Here is a 17115-nt window from a genome sequence, read left to right as displayed (position 1 = left end):
AAAGGCTCTTTCAAATTTGTTTGCGCAAAGTTTTGTTCAAAAAACCGAAAAAATCAACCATTTGCCCGAAAAAACTTGACCCATGCCCCCAACTGACCCACCAGTTTATTTTTTGGCAACTACCGGGGCAGGGGCAGCGCCCCGGAATGTGTTTCGGGGGCGCTGCCCCTGTCTTGGTGTTCGCCTTTTTTGACAGGATTGATATGATTTACAAGCCATTGAAAATGAAACCCCAATCCTGTCAAAAACTTTCTTCCGACAAAACCTGTCAGTCGTTTGGAAGCATTAACCCGCCACAAACACGATTTTTGCCTCCAAAAAACGCAATGCGCCGCTTTGGACTTATTGGCTACCCGCTCGGACATTCTTTTTCAAAAAAATACTTCACGGAAAAATTCGCCCGCGAAGGCATCACGGATGCCACCTACGACCTGTTCCCGTTGGAGCATATCGCCGACCTGCCCGAGCTGTTGCATCAATATCCCGACCTGCGTGGCCTCAACGTGACCATCCCGCACAAAGAAACCGTCGTTCCTTTGCTCGATGAACTGGACGAAAGCGCTCGAGCGGTCGGCGCGGTGAACTGTGTCAAAATCGAGCCTCGGCGTTGCAAGGGCTTCAATACCGATGCAGTTGGCTTTGAGGCTTCCCTGCTAAGCGGGCCCGGCGCTCGATTTGTGGCGCGGGCAATGATGGTGGGCGGCAAGGAGGCGCAAGCGTTGATTCTGGGGACAGGCGGAGCGGCAAAAGCCGTCGCCCACGTCTTGAAAAAACTCGGCATCGCCTACAAATTCGCATCGCGCAGCCCCGTCAGCGACGACCAAATCTCCTACGAAACCCTCTGCCTTCCGCCTTCCACCTTCCGCTCTCTACCCCCTCTCATCATCAACGCCACCCCGCTCGGAATGGCCCCCAACGTGGATGCTTGCCCCGATTTGCCGTATGAGCGACTGACACCCGAACATTTCGTGTACGACCTGATATACAATCCTGCCGAAACGCTACTTTTGCAGCGAGCCAAAGCGCAAGGCTGTTCCGTCCAAAACGGTCTGGAAATGTTGCACTTGCAGGCCGAGGCCGCTTGGAGTATTTGGAGCCGTTGAGATTGTTGGAACAGTTGTGGATTACATCTTGCCAACGAGCTTAACCGATTCAGGGCCATCAGCCAATTCAACCATTTTATGCCCACAGTTGATTTTTCGAATACCGAAATTGCCTTCTCCCACCTCACCAACCGCGAGCTGAAAAAAACGGCTTGGTTGTTCCGCATGATGAGCAAACCCTGGCTCGTGAAACACGGCTCCAAACTCGCGCTTTGGGCCGTGACCAATCGCTTGCCTTTCGCGGAAACCATCGTGAAAAACACGGTATTTCAGCAGTTCGTGGGGGGCACCACGCTGCTTGGCTGTCAGCCCAACATTGACCGTTTGGCAGCGCACAACACGTTGACCATATTGGACTACGGCGCGGAAGCGAAAGAAACGGAGCTCGACTTCAACCATACCATGAACGAGAACATCCGCGCCATTGACTTTGCCAGTCGCTCCAAACACATCCCGGTGGTGAGTACCAAAGTGACGGGACTGGCGCGATTCCACTTGCTTGAAAAAGTACAGCATCGGCCCACCCTCACCCGCGAGGAGCTGAGCGAATATCGCAACGTGCTCAAGCGCCTCGATGCCGTGTGCTACCAAGCCTCGCTCAAAGGCGTGGCCGTCTATATTGACGCGGAGGAAAGCTGGATTCAGGACACGATAGACCACCTCGTGTGGCTGATGATGAAACGATACAACAAGAAGCGCGTGGTCGTGTACAACACCTTCCAGATGTACCGCAAAGACCGCCTGCAATTTCTCATCGAAAGCTACGACCGCGCCCAAAAGGCCGGCTTCATGCTCGGCGCAAAACTCGTGCGCGGCGCATACATGGAAAAAGAAGCATTTTACGCCGCCGCCTACGGCTACGAAAATCCCATCAACCCCGACAAAGAAGCCACCGACGACCACTACAACACCGCGCTGCGATTCTGCCTCGACCACTTGGACACCATGGCTTTTTGCAATGCCAGCCACAACGCCAACAGCGCCCTGCTTCAAGTGGAACTCATGGATAAAAAACGCATCCCGCACGACCACCCAAACATCATGTTCAGCCAACTATTTGGCATGAGCGACAACCTGACCTTCAATCTCGCCGCCGCCGGATTCAGGGTGGCCAAATACCTCCCTTACGGTCAGGTACGCGAGGTCATCCCTTATCTCATCCGAAGGGCGCAAGAAAACACCTCCGTCACCGGCGATGCGGGCCGCGAGTTGGCACTTGTGCAGCAAGAGGTGAAAAGAAGGGGCTTGTGACGACACCCAAAAGGCACTTACCTTGTGCCCATGAAATCCGGCATCAAACTCCTCTACGTCGAAGACGAGCCGTTTTTGGGCAAAATCGTCAAAGAAAGCCTCGAAAGTCGCGGCTTTGAAGTGGTGATGGTAGCCGATGGCGCCAAAGTGCTCACCGCTTTGGGGCAGTTCCAGCCAGATATTTGTGTGCTCGACGTGATGTTGCCCAACCGCGACGGTTTCTCGCTGGCAGCAGAAATGCGCCGCACTCGCCCCGCCCTGCCCATCGTGTTCGTCACTGCCAAAACCCAAACCGAGGATGTGCTGCAAGGCTTCGCCGCCGGCGGCAACGACTACCTGCGCAAACCATTCAGCATGGAGGAACTCATCGTCCGGCTCCACAATTTGCTCGCGCTCACCCACGGGCGCCCCACCCACACCGACCCAAACGAGGCGAGCAAAATAGGCCAATACGAGTTCTTGCCCCTCAAATACGAACTGCGCAAAGGCGACCATATCCGCAAACTCAGCGCCCGAGAAGCCGACTTGCTCAAAATGCTGGTGGAACACCGCAACTTCACCGTTGCCCGCAAAGACATTCTCTTGCGGCTGTGGGGCGACGACAATTTCTTCAACTCGCGCAACCTTGACGTGTATATCACCAAACTCCGCGACTTTCTGCGCGACGACCCTTCCATCGAAATCATCACCATCAAAGGTGTGGGGTATCATTTTGTGGCGGGGTGAAAGAGCGGGAGGCTCGTAGGCAGCGTTTTTGCCCATACCGCTGGACATTGTTTTTGTGCTGCAAAGACACAAAGGCACAAAATTCGGCTAATCAACGCGTATTTTGCTTTGCGTCTTTGTGACTTCGTGGCAAATTTGAAATGTCCAGTAGTGTGGTCACTGCCTCTGGTAGCCTTCAGATGCTGTGTTTGTTGGGTCGCCACGAAATCCCCCCCCCCACCCTGCCATTTCTGGCGCAAACTCAACCAACGGCGGCGTTTCAAGATTTTCCGGCACCGATTGGCAAGCAAGCGGCGGCAGGTGGGCCATGCCGCCATTCTCCCCAATGTTAAGTTTTTTCGCGCCCCCTTGCTTCTCTCCGTCGGCTTGCCGACATTTGCAAGGGTGTTGCGTCTTCGAAAGTGCGCACGGGCGCGATGCCGGGCAGGCCTGCTCTCCTACCTTTAATCTTTTTCCTTACTGTGGCATTGGTTCTTGTGAAAAGTTGCCCAGTCGCGGACGCGACTGGGCATGGTTCTCATTGTTCATCAAAAACTTTCTTCGACATGAAAAAGACAGTAAAAATCGCCTGTTTGACAAACGTACTGCCCGCCGGCATAGACTCCAATTGTGAAAATCCTGTACCTTGTGTCGCGGGGGGGGCATAGCCCCGTCAGCCGCCAGAAGCCCAGATGGATGCCTCTCTTCACATCTTATGTATCAATTCTATTGATGCATTTGCTTTTTGGCATCGTTCCTCACAGCACTTTGCTTGCACAAACCACCGAGCCAGATATTAGTCGCTTTACCCATTGCGTTCCACCTCGCCCTCCTCAGGCACCGCTTGAGGAGCAGACATTATGTCAACAGTACCCCAACCTCAACCCGACTACCGCCTACAAGGTGATTGGGGCCGACCAGTCCAGCATTTCTTATTCCTCGAACGAGAAAGACCCGTCATCACCGCTCGGTTGGTCTGGCAAAACAATGGTGATAAATGGAACGCTGTATATTGACGAATTGACCTTGTTTATTGATTGTACCATCAAAATGGGGCCGGGAGCGCGAATGATTGTGCAAGGCAATCAGTCAATAGAGGTGTTTTTTTCGCGTATTTTTGCTTGCGACCAAATGTGGGAGGGGATACGCTTGGAGCAAAACAGCAACGGGAGCTTCTGGTACTGCCATATTCAGGATGCCAACAACGCCATACACACCACAAGAAACGCTCCCATAGCGGCAGTGCACAACCGCTTCAATCGAAACAACGTTGGCATTCGGTCAGCGTTCGCGGCACCGGGAGGGACGGCGCTGCCCACGAGCCTTGTCACCACTTTTTTCTTTGGCAACGAGTTTACCATGAGCTCTTCCATGAACAATCCATACCCCGGTCAAAGTTTGGCGATTAACTGGCCAACCGGGATTTTATTGAGGAACTCCTCTGCCAGCATACCCGGGTTGGCTGGCGCCCCCAACCGCTTTTCCAGATTGGGTTATGGTATCCATATATTTGGCTCCTCCCTTGTCACCATTGGGAACGCGCAATTCACGGGCCAAGACGTTGCCGGGATATGGTCAAACCGCTGCTTCCTGAACATCAATGCAGCCAATCCTTGTCATTTCAAGGACAACTATGTGGCTGGCATTTGGACCAAGGCGGGCAATACCAATATTTCTGGCTGTACCTTCGGTGCCGACGAGTACCAACTCTACGGAATCATAACCGAGCGAAGCGGCAGCACTCTCTTCCAAAACAATTTCGTGTTGGATAAGACGCACATTGCAGCCGTCTATTGCGAAAGAGGCAGCCACGACATCCATGTTGTCAACAATACCATTGACATTACATCCTTAGCCAATGGCATAATGGTGGAAACGCCCACGGGAGTCAGTGCGCAAGGGGTCTGTTCCGTTGATGACAACAAGATAACAATCAACGAAAACGGCCAAGCCGACAACATCGGTATCCACGTCATCGGCGGCACGGGCGACAACTTCCAAATCACCTACAACACCCTCGACATAAGGCCGCAAGGCGGGATGTTCTACAACATCAGGGGCATCCTCTTTGAGCAATGCACCGGCTTGGACCATCTGGTGTCGGGCAACACCATCTTCAACGCGCTCGACGACAAATCCGCCGCGGCGGCCATTTATATTCGCGGTGTGCAAAACGGCGTGTATTGCCTCAACACCACCGACGACTCCTTCGACGGCATGGTCTTTTTTGGCAACAACTTTCCAGCGGATGTAGAGCGCAATTACTTCGACCACCACAACTACAGCCTCGTCGTGGATGGCAATGCCTTCTCTCCGGCGGTAATCGGCCAACAGGTGCGCAAAGCCAATGCGTGGAACCCCGAAGGGTACAAGGTATTAGCGGCGGTTTGCACGGGGGATGCAGAGCTTTCCCAATTCTTCATCCATAGCCCAAACGTGCTTTACTTTCCGCCACCGCCTTTTGTGTCTCCCCCTACAAATTGGTTTATTGATTTCTTTGGCGACCCCAACCCATTCAACACCTGTGTACGAAGGCCCGAAGCATCAGGCGATTTTGAGATACAAATCGCTGAAGGCACTTATTTTGCTTCAAGCACATCTCCTTTGGTGCAATGGGAACTGAAGCGCAACCTTTATTACAAGATGTTGCGCAACTCCAACTACGGGCAAGAGAACCCAGCCTTCGCAGCCTTCTTCTCCGCCAATGCCAGCACCAGCGCGGGCAAATTCGCCAAAGTGGAGCGCGACCTTTATCTGGCCGGAACGATGTCGGCCTCGCTGCTCGAGGACTTGGCGGAAATAGCAACCCAACGCGACAGCTTGTTGCTGCAATTGGCTCAATTGGAGGCTTCTCAACAGCCGCCGAGCGAGCCGGAGCCTGTGAACGTGACTTTCGCAAACGCGAAGCATGCGCTGTTGGACGATTTGAGCGAATTGGGCGAAGAAGAAGCGACACTGCTCGACCAGCATTTTGCCAACGTGGCCGCTCAATTGGCTACCATCCGCGCCTACAATCAGGCCATCCCGGTCACACACACTTTCGAGGCCAACCAAAAGGCCATCAACGAAATCGGCATCAAGATGGCGCTGGGCGAGCCGCTCTTGCAGAGCGATTTGACCACCTTGGAAAACATCGCCGAACAGCCGGATTCCACCGCAGGCACCACGCAATGGAGAGCCGCTTCGATGTTGCCGTGCAGAGTCGGAGTTTCGCCGAGAAGCAATGGCCATGATGAACGACCGAGTGTATTGGCGGAGATGGCACAAAAGGAAGCGTTCCAGCAGTTGTTTGTGGCTCCCAATCCTGTTAGCGACGAGGTAAATGTTCGCTTCCAGCAGCCGTTCACAGGAACGCTCACACTGCTGGATGCCTTCGGCAGGTCTGTGCGGGAAGTCGCCGTTAGTGAAACCTTGTTTGCTACAATTGTGTGCCAGGGTCTTCCCAATGGCATCTACTACTTGCAAGCGCAAGGAGACAAGCAAAAGCCTCGCATCGCTAAGTGTGTCATTGCAAATTGAACAGTATGTTTATCCCTCCCCCCCGACTGCGATATGCAGCCGGGGGCTTTTTTGTTCTGAATCAAAAGTTGCTTTATGAAAAAACTTTTTCTGGCCTTTTTACTCACTTTTAGCCTTACTCTGCACGCCCAAAAAGAAGACTATATCTGGTACTTGGGCTATCTTCCCAATGTACCCGAACAAAAATTCGGCGGCACTAAGATTGATTTTCACAAGTCGCCGCCGGAGGTTTCGTTTTTTAATGTCGCCTTAAGATTCTTGCCAGTCGGGATGATTAGTAGTTCATCTGGCATGGTTCAGTTTTACTCTGGAGGATGCTCTGTCGCAAATCGGGATAATGAATTGATGATAAATGGCAATGGAATAAATTCTGGTTCTTTTGCCGATGTTTATTGTCCAGTATCTGGTTACCCCTGTGGAAATTGCGTATTAGCTATGCCAGTACCGAGAGACACGTCGAAGTATTATTTGTTTCACAAGCGAGCTGACAACTCTACATTATCGAAAGATTTGTTGCTCACACAGATAGATATGAGTCTGGGCAGTGGTTTAGGCGCAGTGACATCTAAGAATGAAATCATCCTTCAAGACACATTCTCCGATTTTCTCACCGCCGTGCGGCATGGTAATGGGCGCGACTGGTGGGTGATGCTGCACAAAAACCGCAGCAACCGCAGCCTTTGCTACCTGCTCGACCCGGCAGGACTGCACGCTCCAATCGTGCAACACCTCGGCCCCATCTGGAATTATCAAGACTGGGCGGGGCAGTCGGTCTTTTCTCCCGACGGGAGCAGGTATGCCCGCGCCAACCCCAACAACGGCCTCAGCGTCTTCGACTTCGACCGCTGTGCTGGCACTTTGTCCAACCATTTGTTCATCAGCCTCGCCGCCGATTCTGCTTCCGCTTGCGGCGTGGCGTTTTCTCCTAATTCCCGGTTTTTGTACCTTTCTACCGGCACGAAACTTTTTCAGTTCGATATGCAAGCTGCTGATATTGCCGCCAGCAAACAGTTGATTGGCGTGTACGACGGTTTTTTGGCGCCTTTCCCCACTACTTTTTATCAGCAACGTCTTGCACCGGATGGGAAAATATATATGAATTCGACCAATGGGGTTAATCATTTGCACGTCATCAACAATCCTGATTTGCCCGGATTGGAATGCAATTTTGTTCAACATGAGATTGAACTACCTACTTACTCTCAAACAGCAATCGTAAACTTCCCCTACTTCCGCCTCTACGACCTGCCGGGCAGCCCCTGCGACACGCTGGGCATAGACGGCGGGCCGGTGTCGAGCGGGGAGCTTTCGGCTGGGGCAGAGGTGACATGGAGGGTCTCTCCCAACCCTGCCGTTGACGAGATAAACATCTCTTTCAGTCAACCTTTTAGCGGTGTCGTCACTTTGCTGGACACTACAGGTCAAACAGTAAAAAGCGTAAACGTGCAGGCTGTTGATGGCGTTTTGCTGGGAATAAATGTCAGCGACCTGCCTAACGGCATCTATTATTTGCAGGTGAATGGCGGTGGAGCAAGGCCATTCGTCTCAAAAGTCGTTATTGCGCACTGACACATAGTAGTGCGAAGGGCATCCCGGTTTAGCAACTGGGATGCTATTCCTTTTTCGTCAAAACATACAAACCATCCGGTTATGAAAAATCTTGTATTCCTTCTTTTTCTCTCCATACAATTGGTTGCCTATGGGCAAGAAAAGCGTGACAACATCTGGCTTTTGGGATACGGGCCGCCGAATCCCGAACAAGGGTATGGGGGCACAAAAATTGATTTTGGCACTTCACCTCCAGAAATATCTTTTTTTCACATCCCTATCGGCTTGATCGCAGTTGGGATGATGTGCGACATTGAAGGTCAAAAAGCGCTTTTTTACTCTGGCGGTTGTTCTGTCGCAAATTCTGAAAATCAAATCATGACAAATGGCAATGACATTAACGCTGGCCAGATTGCGGATGCATATTGTCCGTTTATAGGCTACCCAACTTTTAATGGTGTAATGGCTTTGCCGAAGCCAAGTGAAGCAGGGAAATATGTTCTGATTCACATCCGAAGAGATAATTCTTCCCTATACAAAGATTTGCTGACCACCGAAATTGACATGAGTTTGGATGGTGGGCTTGGGGATGTGACTAACAAAAACCAAGTTGTTTTACAAGATACTTTTTCCAGTTTTTTAACCGCCGTGCGCCACGGCAACGGGCGCGACTGGTGGGTGATGCTGCACAAAAACCGCAGCAACCGAAGCCTTTGCTACCTGCTCGACCCGGCAGGGCTGCACGCTCCAATCGTGCAACACCTCGGCCCCATCTGGAACTATCAAGACTGGGCGGGGCAGCCGGTCTTTTCGCCCGATGGGAGCAGGTATGCCCGCGCCAACCCCTACAACGGCCTCAGTATCTTCGACTTCGACCGATGCGCCGGCACTTTGTCAAATCCATTGTTCATCAGTCTTGATGCCGATTCCGCTGCCGCTTGCGGAGTGGCTTTTTCGCCCAATTCGCGGTTGTTGTACCTCTCCACGGGGACCAAACTTTTCCAGTTCGATATGCAGGCCTCCGACATCGCGGCCAGCAGACAATTGATTGGTGTTTATGATGGCTTCGCGTCACCTTTCCCTGCGACTTTTTATCAGCAGCGCCTCGCCCCCGATGGGAAAATCTACATGGCTGCCACCAACTCGGTCAAAGTGCTCCACGTCATCAATTATCCCGACTTGCCTGGGCTTAATTGTGATTTTTTGCAACATGAAATACAACTGCCCGCAAATATGTATGTCGGTCTCCCCAACTTCCCCCACTTCCGCCTCTACGACCTGCCCGGCAGCCCCTGCGACACGCTGGGCATAGATGGCCCCACCACAAGCGCCCCCACGCCACCCGCCCCCGACCTGCTGCACCTCCAGCCCAACCCCGCCACCGACGAGGTGCTCGTCAGCTTCCACCAGCCGATGGAGGGTCGCTGGCAGCTGGTGGCGCCATCGGGCCAAGTGGTACGCGCTGGTCTCTGGTCCGTCACGCAGACCACGCAGCGCATTGACATCAGCCACCTCAGCGCCGGGGTGTACTTCTTCCGGCTCGTGGCCGAATCGGGGCGGGTGGTGAGCATGCGGAAGGTGGTGGTGGTGCGGTAAAATCTCATCGTTCATCAATCACCTCCGGCGCAATTGGCACAGCTGCTGGCGTCCCCGCCAAAAAAGACTGCAATTCACAAAGAACACTCGTGCGGACATCCTGCGAGAGCAGATGTTTCGTGTACCCTCGTCGAAAAACACCCCATTTGTTAAGCCCCACATCTTATGTTTGCATAGTCTGCAAATCTCACCACATTTCTTCACCAACACCGAAAGCAATGCGCATAGCCTCCCTACCACTTATTTTCTCCCTGTTTTTTGCACTCCCGATTTTTGCCCAAACCGACTATTCCGGCAACTGGAAGGGTGCCATAGAATTGCCGGGCATGAACCTCGAAATCGCCATTGACCTCAAAAAAGAAGGCGGCCAATGGGTGGGCGACCTCGACATTCCAGCCCAACAGGTCAAAGACATGGCGCTGGCCGATTTGAAAATAGAAGGGCGAAGCATGAGCTTCAAACTACCCGAAGTACCGAGCAACGCCTCGTTTTCGGGCAGTTTTGATGAAAAAGGCGAGCGTTTGGAAGGCACTTTCGCCCAGTCGGGTATGTCGTTCCCGATGAAGCTCGCCCGCGCCAGCGCCGCCGAGAAAGCCGCCGAGGAAAAACGCTTGCAGGATGCCATAGCCACGCTGCGGCATTTGGCCGACTCGCTGCGCGAAAAACGAATGGTGCCGGGCTTGGGCTTCGGCATGGTGAAAGACGGCAAGGTGTTGCTCGCGGAGGGCTACGGCTACCGGGATTTGGAAAAAAAATTGCCCGCGACGGCCAACACGCAATTCGCCATCGGCTCCAGCACGAAAGCGTTCACAGCGGCGGGTCTCGCTGTTTTGGCCGACAAGGGCCAGTTGGAATGGGAAAAGCCCATCATTCACTATTTGCCCGATTTCAAGCTGCACGACGAGCTCGCTACCCGCGAAATGAGCGCCGTGGACCTGCTGAGCCACCGCTCCGGCCTGCCGCGTCACGATTTTATGTGGTATGGCTCGGCATTTTCAAGAAAAGAAATCTACGACAGGCTCCGCCACTTGCCGCCCAACAAAAGCCTGCGCACCACTTGGCAATACAACAACCTGATGTTCATGACCGCAGGCGTGCTGACCGAACGCATCTCGGGCAGCACTTGGGAGCAGTTTGTGAGTACCAATTTATTTCAGCCGCTTGGCATGAGCAATTCCAACTTTTCGGTGAAAGATATGGCCGCCTCGAAGGATGCCGCGCTCGGCTACCGCACCAAAGCTCGCAAGGAAAACATCCGCATGGACTATCGCAACATTGATGCAGTAGGGCCGGCGGGCAGCATCAATTCCAGCGTGAACGATATGCTGAAATGGGTTCAGTTTCACCTCGACGAAGGCAAAGCGGGCGGCAAACAGGTGCTGAGCGCCGCCGAAATCGCCCGGTTGCGGCTGCCCGTCATGCTGATGAACGAATCCGGCACGGAAAAAACGCCTGAAATCACCGACTACACCTACGGCTTAGGCTGGTTCATCTATCGCTACAAAGGCTTGCGCGTGGTGGAGCATGGCGGCAACATTGACGGTTTTTCGGCACTCGTGTTCATGGTGCCGGAAAAGGAGTTTGGTCTGGTCGTCCTCACCAATCAAAACGCTTCCGGGGCACCCACCTTGTTGGCTCGATATGCCACCGACCTTGTGCTCGGCCTCGCGCCCACCGATTGGTATGCCCGCATCTATGCCGAGGGCGACAAACAAGAAGCGGAAAAAAAGGACGACAAAAAACCCGAACCCAAACGGGTGGCAGGCACGCAGCCAAGTCATTCATTGAGCGAATACGCGGGGGAGTACGAGCATCCGGGCTACGGCATCATCGAGGTGAAACACGATGAGAAGGGGCTTCGCATGAAGTTCAACAGTTTTTCTTTGGCACTCGAACACTGGCACTACGACGTGTTCAGCGCCAAAGACGAGGATTTGGAAATGACCGTGATGCTCAATTTTCAGACTGACCAAAATGGCAACATCTACCAACTCACCACCAGCACCGACCCGCTCGTGGATGATATGGCATTCAAAAAAACACCGCCACGCCGACTTTCCGACCCTGTTTTTTTGCAAAGACTGACGGGCAAATACACCATAGAAGAGGGCAACACACCCATCACGTTCGAATTGCGCCACGAAACCCTTTACCTGAAAATACCGGGTCAGCCGGAATACACGCTGGAGCCGTTTCAAGGCATCGAGTTCAAACTCAAAGGGCTGAACGGGTATAGCATAGCTTTTGAACTCGACGATAAGGACAAGGTGACGGGCGCTTCATTCGTGCAGCCGAATGGTGTGTTCAAGGCAAGGCGAGAATAGTATACCTCGCGCCGCCAAGTTTTGGGCATGGCTGCAATCGCAATCTGCTCAAAATCGGCGCATCAAGGTATAAAAATGATTTGGAAAAAGTTATCTTCGCGCCAACTCGCCTTAGTACGTCGGTGGTATTACACCTCGCGCCGCCAAGTTTTGGGCACGGCTAAAAGCGCAATCTGCTCAAAATCAGGGTGTCAATCAAGCTCGTCTGATAAATCCTATCGAATCAAGGTATAAAAGCGCAACCTCTCTCGAAACCCAGCTATTCTCGGTTTGTAAGAGGTGTCATCTTTTGAGGAACGAAAAAGGTGACATCTCGACCTGTTTTTGAGATGTCACCCCTCCATGCTTCCGGGACGACACCTCAGAACCCGACAACGCGAGAATCGCTGCTCGAAACCTCGGGATTAGCACGATTTATCCCTAGATTTTGGGATTTTCCAATCATCACATTGTGCTTGCCGCTCAAAAATCCCCTCATATGGACTGCCCCCTCCCGCCTGACACTTACGTCTAACCATTTTTTTTAAATACTAAATCTGTAAGTCATGCGAACAGTCTATCTTTTTCTCGCTCCTTTTCTGTTGGCAGCACTCTGCGCTTGCCAAGCCAAAAAGGCCCAAAATCCCCCCCCTGCCACCACGAGTACCATCAGCTTCTGCGCTCCCAAAAACGTCATCCTCGATACCGAACCTGCCCCTGACGGCTCGCTTTCGCCCCTGTTTTGGGGGCTGACCGACCACTTCACCTACCCCGTCACCACGAAGTCGAAACAAGCACAGAAGTATTTCGACCAAGGAATGATGCTTTCCTACGGCTTCAACCACGCCGAAGCACACCGCTCTTTCCGCGAGGCCGCTCGCCTCGACCCCGATTGCGCGATGGCCTATTGGGGGCAGGCTTATGTGCTTGGCCCCAACTACAACGCGGGCATGGACCCCACCACTCTGCCCGCTGCGCTCGAAGCCGTGGAGCAAGCACGCGCCCGAATGCACACCTGCACACCCAAAGAGCAGTTCCTGATTCAGACCATTGCCAAACGCTACCCAAAATCGCAAGACGAGGATGCCCAACCCTACTACCAAGCCTACGCCGACGCCCTCAAATCGGGGTACCAACAATACCCCGACGACCTCGACCTCGCAGCCATGACTGCCGAGGCACTCATGGATATGCACCCGTGGGACTTGTGGGAGAAAAACGGCCAACCCAAGCCCTGGACACCCGAAATTGTCCAAATCATCGAGGGCATTTTGGCCAAAAACCCGCGTCACCCGCAAGCCGTTCACCTCTACATCCACGCGACGGAAGCCAGTGGCAACCCCGAAAAGGCGATTCCTTACGCCAAAACACTGGAACGCCTCGTGCCCGGCTCCGGCCACTTGGTACACATGCCCTCACATACCTACATCAATACGGGACATTACCATGAGGGTACTTTGGCCAACGAACGCGCCGTGAAAATTGACAGCCTCTATGTGGAAACCTGCCATGAGGGAGGTGTTTACCCGTTGGTCTATTACCCACACAACTGGCACTTTCTCGCAGCCTGCGCCGCGCTCGAAGGGCGGGGCCGCCGCGCCCTCGAAGCCAGTCGCTACATGGCCAACCACGTCGTGGACCAAGAGGCCATGCACGACCTCAGCATGGCAACGCTCCAGCACTATTACACCATCCCGTGGTACATCATGGTCAAATTCGCAATGTGGGATGACATCTTGCAGGAAAAACAACCTGACCCGTCATTGCCCCTGCCTACCGCTATTTGGAACTACGCACGGGGCATGGCCCTTGCCAACAAAGGCAATTTTACGGATGCCGAGGCCACCTTGCGCATCGTGCAAACGCTCGAAAACGACACCACGATTGCCCAAATAACCATTTGGGACATCAACCAAGCATCCGACCTCGTGCGCATTGCCGCACTCGTGCTGGAAGGCGAAATCTCTTTCAGAAAGGGGAACCTGACCAAGGCCATCGAACTGCTTAAAAAAGCGGTGGACGTGGAAGACCAACTCAACTACAACGAGCCGCCCGATTGGTTCTTCTCCGTTCGCCATCCATTGGGACACGTCCTGTTGAAAGCAGGCAAATACAGGGAAGCCGAAGCGGCGTATCGCAAGGATTTGGAGGAATACAAGGAAAATGGTTGGGCGCTCATCGGGCTTTATCACAGCCTCAAAAACCAACCCGGCAAATCCGCTGACGCGGCCAAAGTGTTGGCACGCTATAAAAAAGCGTGGCAATGGGCTGATGTGAAACTGGATTCGTCGGTTTTGTAGGCTTTGTGGGCGACGGTCTGGCATCAGACCCCGTCTGGCGCCAGACCGTCAAACATCCGTCCAGCGATTCTCGCTTTGTCAGGTTCTGAGGTGTCGTCCCGGAAGAATAGAGGGGTGACATCTCAAAAACAGTTCGAGATGTCGCCTTTTTCGTTCCTCAAGAGATGACAACTCTTACAAACCGAGAACGGCTGAAATCCATCAGCATCATCCCCTCTTCACCATCAGCCGCTTTTCAGCGACTCCCTTGTCCGTTTGGATGCGCAAGGTGTAGATGCCTTCTTGCCATTGGCCGACTTGGAGGCGCGTCGTGCGTTCGCCTGAGGGCTGCACCGAGTGGAGCACTTGGCCGAGTGTGTTGATGGCATCAATCCTTTCCACTTTCAGCTCGCCCGTCACGAGCAGCGCCACATCGGAAGCAGGGTTGGGGTACACCTGAACTTGTTCGCTCAAACTGGAAGTAGTGGAAGTGGTGGATTCGAGCAGCTTTATCCAAACCGTGTCCTGCACGAGCGGCGCAGCTAATTGTCGCGGATTGCCATACGCATCTATGGCGCGGATTCCTTTGACCGGGACGGTGAACGGAACAACACCCTTGTCTGCTCGTTCGATGATATCAATAATAATGATGAAATCCGACGAGAAGGTAAGTTTTGCAACCCGCCCAAATCCGTTGACACCCTGCCCCGCAGTAGTGCGGGAAATGCCCAAATCGAGCTGCCGACGGCTAAAATTGTCTTTGTGGAAAAAAAGCGTCTGGAAGCTAGGGCCTAAGAGGTCTTCCGCATAAAAAGTCTCAGGGTCGTGATTGACATACTCTGGATATTGCAACGCAAACGCCAACCCGTACAAGTCAAGAGCAGGGTTGGAAGAACTGCCCACCAGCACATCTGCCTTGATTTCCAGAGGCGATGAGCTGTTCGGATTGATATAGATAGTATCGGCGGAAAATTTGACTCTTACTTTGGGCGCAGCAGGAACCCACACGACCGTATTGGTGTCAATAGGCACATAGTGTTGTTGCACTGGCCCGATGTCCGAGCTGTTCACAAAGCCATTCCCATCGCAATCCAAATGTTTGAAGTTCACGCCAGTAGCGACCGATTGCTGCCAGTTAGGGGCAAATTGAGGGAGCCAAGCAGTCGTGGCGTTGGGGCGTGGCGCACCCACCGACGAATAGCCCAACCCAATGTTGAGCACATCATATACATTGGCTCTTTTATCTCCATTGGCATCTCCCGGCATCACATAGTCAGTCGTGTTGGGGAGATTGTCGCAGACCATGTAATAACTGTCTGTCACCAGCAACTGAGTAGCCGACGACACACAGCTATTGTTTTTCCAAACCGTCAGATTGGTTCGGTAGATGCCGCCGTAGGGAAAATGATGCACTACCGCATCCCATTGTGAGGATTCCCAAATCGGGCTGCCATCACCAAAATCGAGTTGGGCAAACGAGTAATCGCCCGACGATAGATTGCTGAACCGATAGGTGTAACCCTGCTCCGGGTTGCCACTGACCAATTCAACTTTCATATCGGCCACGCAACTTCCCGTGCTGGCACCGCATTGACCTGCCCACCAAGTGGAAACCCCTGCCGCCATAGCCTCGCACTCATTGCCATAGGTGTTTCCGTCGCAGCCACAAACCGGGGCGAACAACGACGGACAAAATCCCGTAGGGTTCACCATGTTTGGATTCACGCAAGCTGGGTCGGCCACCGTGACCCGTTGGCAACGTGTGGTGGTGCAGCTGCCATCGCTCAAGCTATCATACACCTCATATTGGGCACATATCAGGTACGTCCCGTTAGAAGGGATGGGAAAACTGAAGTTGGGGGTTTGCGCTAAAATTTGATTGGATTTGCTTTCATACCATTGCACCGAGGTCAGGGTGCCTGCCGAAGTGCTCAATGGGTATATTTTGCCGTAAATCAGTTCTCCAACTGCTGTCACATGCACATCATAGTCGCACCAATTGGGGTTTTGTTCGCTCACCTCGATACTTTTGCAGGCTTTCGCCTCGCAACCTAGCGCATCGGTGACGGTCAGGCAAACCGAAAAATGGCCCTCTTGGGGGAAGGTGTGTTGCACCGTCTTGCCAACCGCTTCCGCACCGTCGCCGAACTCCCAACGACAGGCCTGCGTCGAGGCATCATACACATGCGCCTCAAAAAGGTAACTGTAAGCATTGAGTTCGCTAATGGCGTAGCCAAATTTTGCTTGACAGGGCAATGTGTCGGAAACACAGGTGAGCGCCACGATTTCCAAACCGTCAGATGAGCAGCCAACAGGCAGCAATGCTGGTTCGGCACTGAAGCGAATCGTTTGGCCCACTTGAAGGGCATCCGTGCCAGCCACCGCTTTCAGGATGTTGCCATTGTCGAGGTCAATAATTTTGAGGCCACAATTAGACGTGGCGTTGGCTACCCAGCCAATACGTTCGCATTGGGCGAGCGCCCCACTATCGCTCGCCAGTAAAATAATGACGGCAGCGAGTAGCGTTTTCCAAGCAGAAAGCATCGAGAAGTAGAAGTTACTGCGCATACTTTGAGCGATGATGGACTTGCTACGGAGGGTCAACGAGCCAAAAAATCATCCTAGCACCCTCACCGCGACAAGTCTAATGTTCACAAGACAGACAAAACAAATGATAAGTTGGGGCAACTTGAAATTTTACACCCCGCGCCGCCAAGTCTTAGGCATGATTGATTAAAAGCACAATCTGTTCAAAATCAGGAAAATCAACCTTGGCCATCTGACAAAAGCCAGCAAATCAGGGTATAACGG

The 17115-nt window shown here is 53.1% G+C and carries 9 protein-coding genes; 8 read left to right on the top strand and 1 reads right to left on the bottom strand.

The window, feature by feature from the left end; all coding sequences use genetic code 11:
* The first annotated feature begins 326 nt into the window (after window positions 1-326).
* The 8 genes from KIS77_17645 to KIS77_17610 all read left to right on the top strand — a co-directional run bounded on the left by KIS77_17645 (window position 327) and on the right by KIS77_17610 (window position 14325).
* The gene (locus KIS77_17645) at window positions 327-1103 is read left to right on the top strand and encodes a shikimate dehydrogenase (GenBank protein MCW5924150.1); all 777 of its coding nucleotides are present in this window, start codon (window positions 327-329) and stop codon (window positions 1101-1103) included.
* A gap of 168 nt (window positions 1104-1271) precedes the next feature.
* Window positions 1272-2354 carry a proline dehydrogenase family protein gene (locus tag KIS77_17640; GenBank protein MCW5924149.1) on the top strand — a complete coding sequence of 361 codons (1083 nt, stop codon included), beginning with the start codon at window positions 1272-1274 and terminating at the stop codon, window positions 2352-2354.
* Between the two features lie 30 nt (window positions 2355-2384).
* Window positions 2385-3080, top strand: a complete 696-nt coding sequence (locus tag KIS77_17635) for a response regulator transcription factor (GenBank protein ID MCW5924148.1) — start codon at window positions 2385-2387, stop codon at window positions 3078-3080.
* A 609-nt stretch (window positions 3081-3689) separates the two neighbouring features.
* Window positions 3690-6578 (top strand): hypothetical protein, encoded by a 2889-nt coding sequence (locus KIS77_17630; GenBank protein ID MCW5924147.1) that lies wholly within the window; start codon window positions 3690-3692, stop codon window positions 6576-6578.
* A 435-nt stretch (window positions 6579-7013) separates the two neighbouring features.
* Window positions 7014-8147: a T9SS type A sorting domain-containing protein gene (locus tag KIS77_17625; GenBank protein MCW5924146.1), complete on the top strand. Its 1134-nt coding sequence runs from the start codon at window positions 7014-7016 to the stop codon at window positions 8145-8147.
* A gap of 441 nt (window positions 8148-8588) precedes the next feature.
* Window positions 8589-9722: a T9SS type A sorting domain-containing protein gene (locus tag KIS77_17620; protein ID MCW5924145.1), complete on the top strand. Its 1134-nt coding sequence runs from the start codon at window positions 8589-8591 to the stop codon at window positions 9720-9722.
* A 218-nt stretch (window positions 9723-9940) separates the two neighbouring features.
* Window positions 9941-12046, top strand: coding sequence for a serine hydrolase (locus tag KIS77_17615; GenBank protein ID MCW5924144.1), 2106 nt, complete (start codon window positions 9941-9943; stop codon window positions 12044-12046).
* 545 nt (window positions 12047-12591) lie between these two features.
* On the top strand, window positions 12592-14325 hold the full coding sequence (locus KIS77_17610; protein ID MCW5924143.1) for a hypothetical protein: 1734 nt from the start codon (window positions 12592-12594) through the stop codon (window positions 14323-14325).
* 207 nt (window positions 14326-14532) lie between these two features.
* Here the strand turns inward: KIS77_17610 and KIS77_17605 are convergent, their stop codons facing one another.
* On the bottom strand, window positions 14533-16872 hold the full coding sequence (locus KIS77_17605) for a PKD domain-containing protein (GenBank protein MCW5924142.1): 2340 nt from the start codon (window positions 16870-16872) through the stop codon (window positions 14533-14535).
* Window positions 16873-17115 lie beyond the last annotated feature (243 nt).

It is taken from the genome of Saprospiraceae bacterium (genome assembly GCA_026129545.1).
Taxonomy (GTDB): Bacteria; Bacteroidota; Bacteroidia; order Chitinophagales; family Saprospiraceae; genus M3007.
This window is presented reverse-complemented; position numbering and strand designations above follow the sequence as displayed.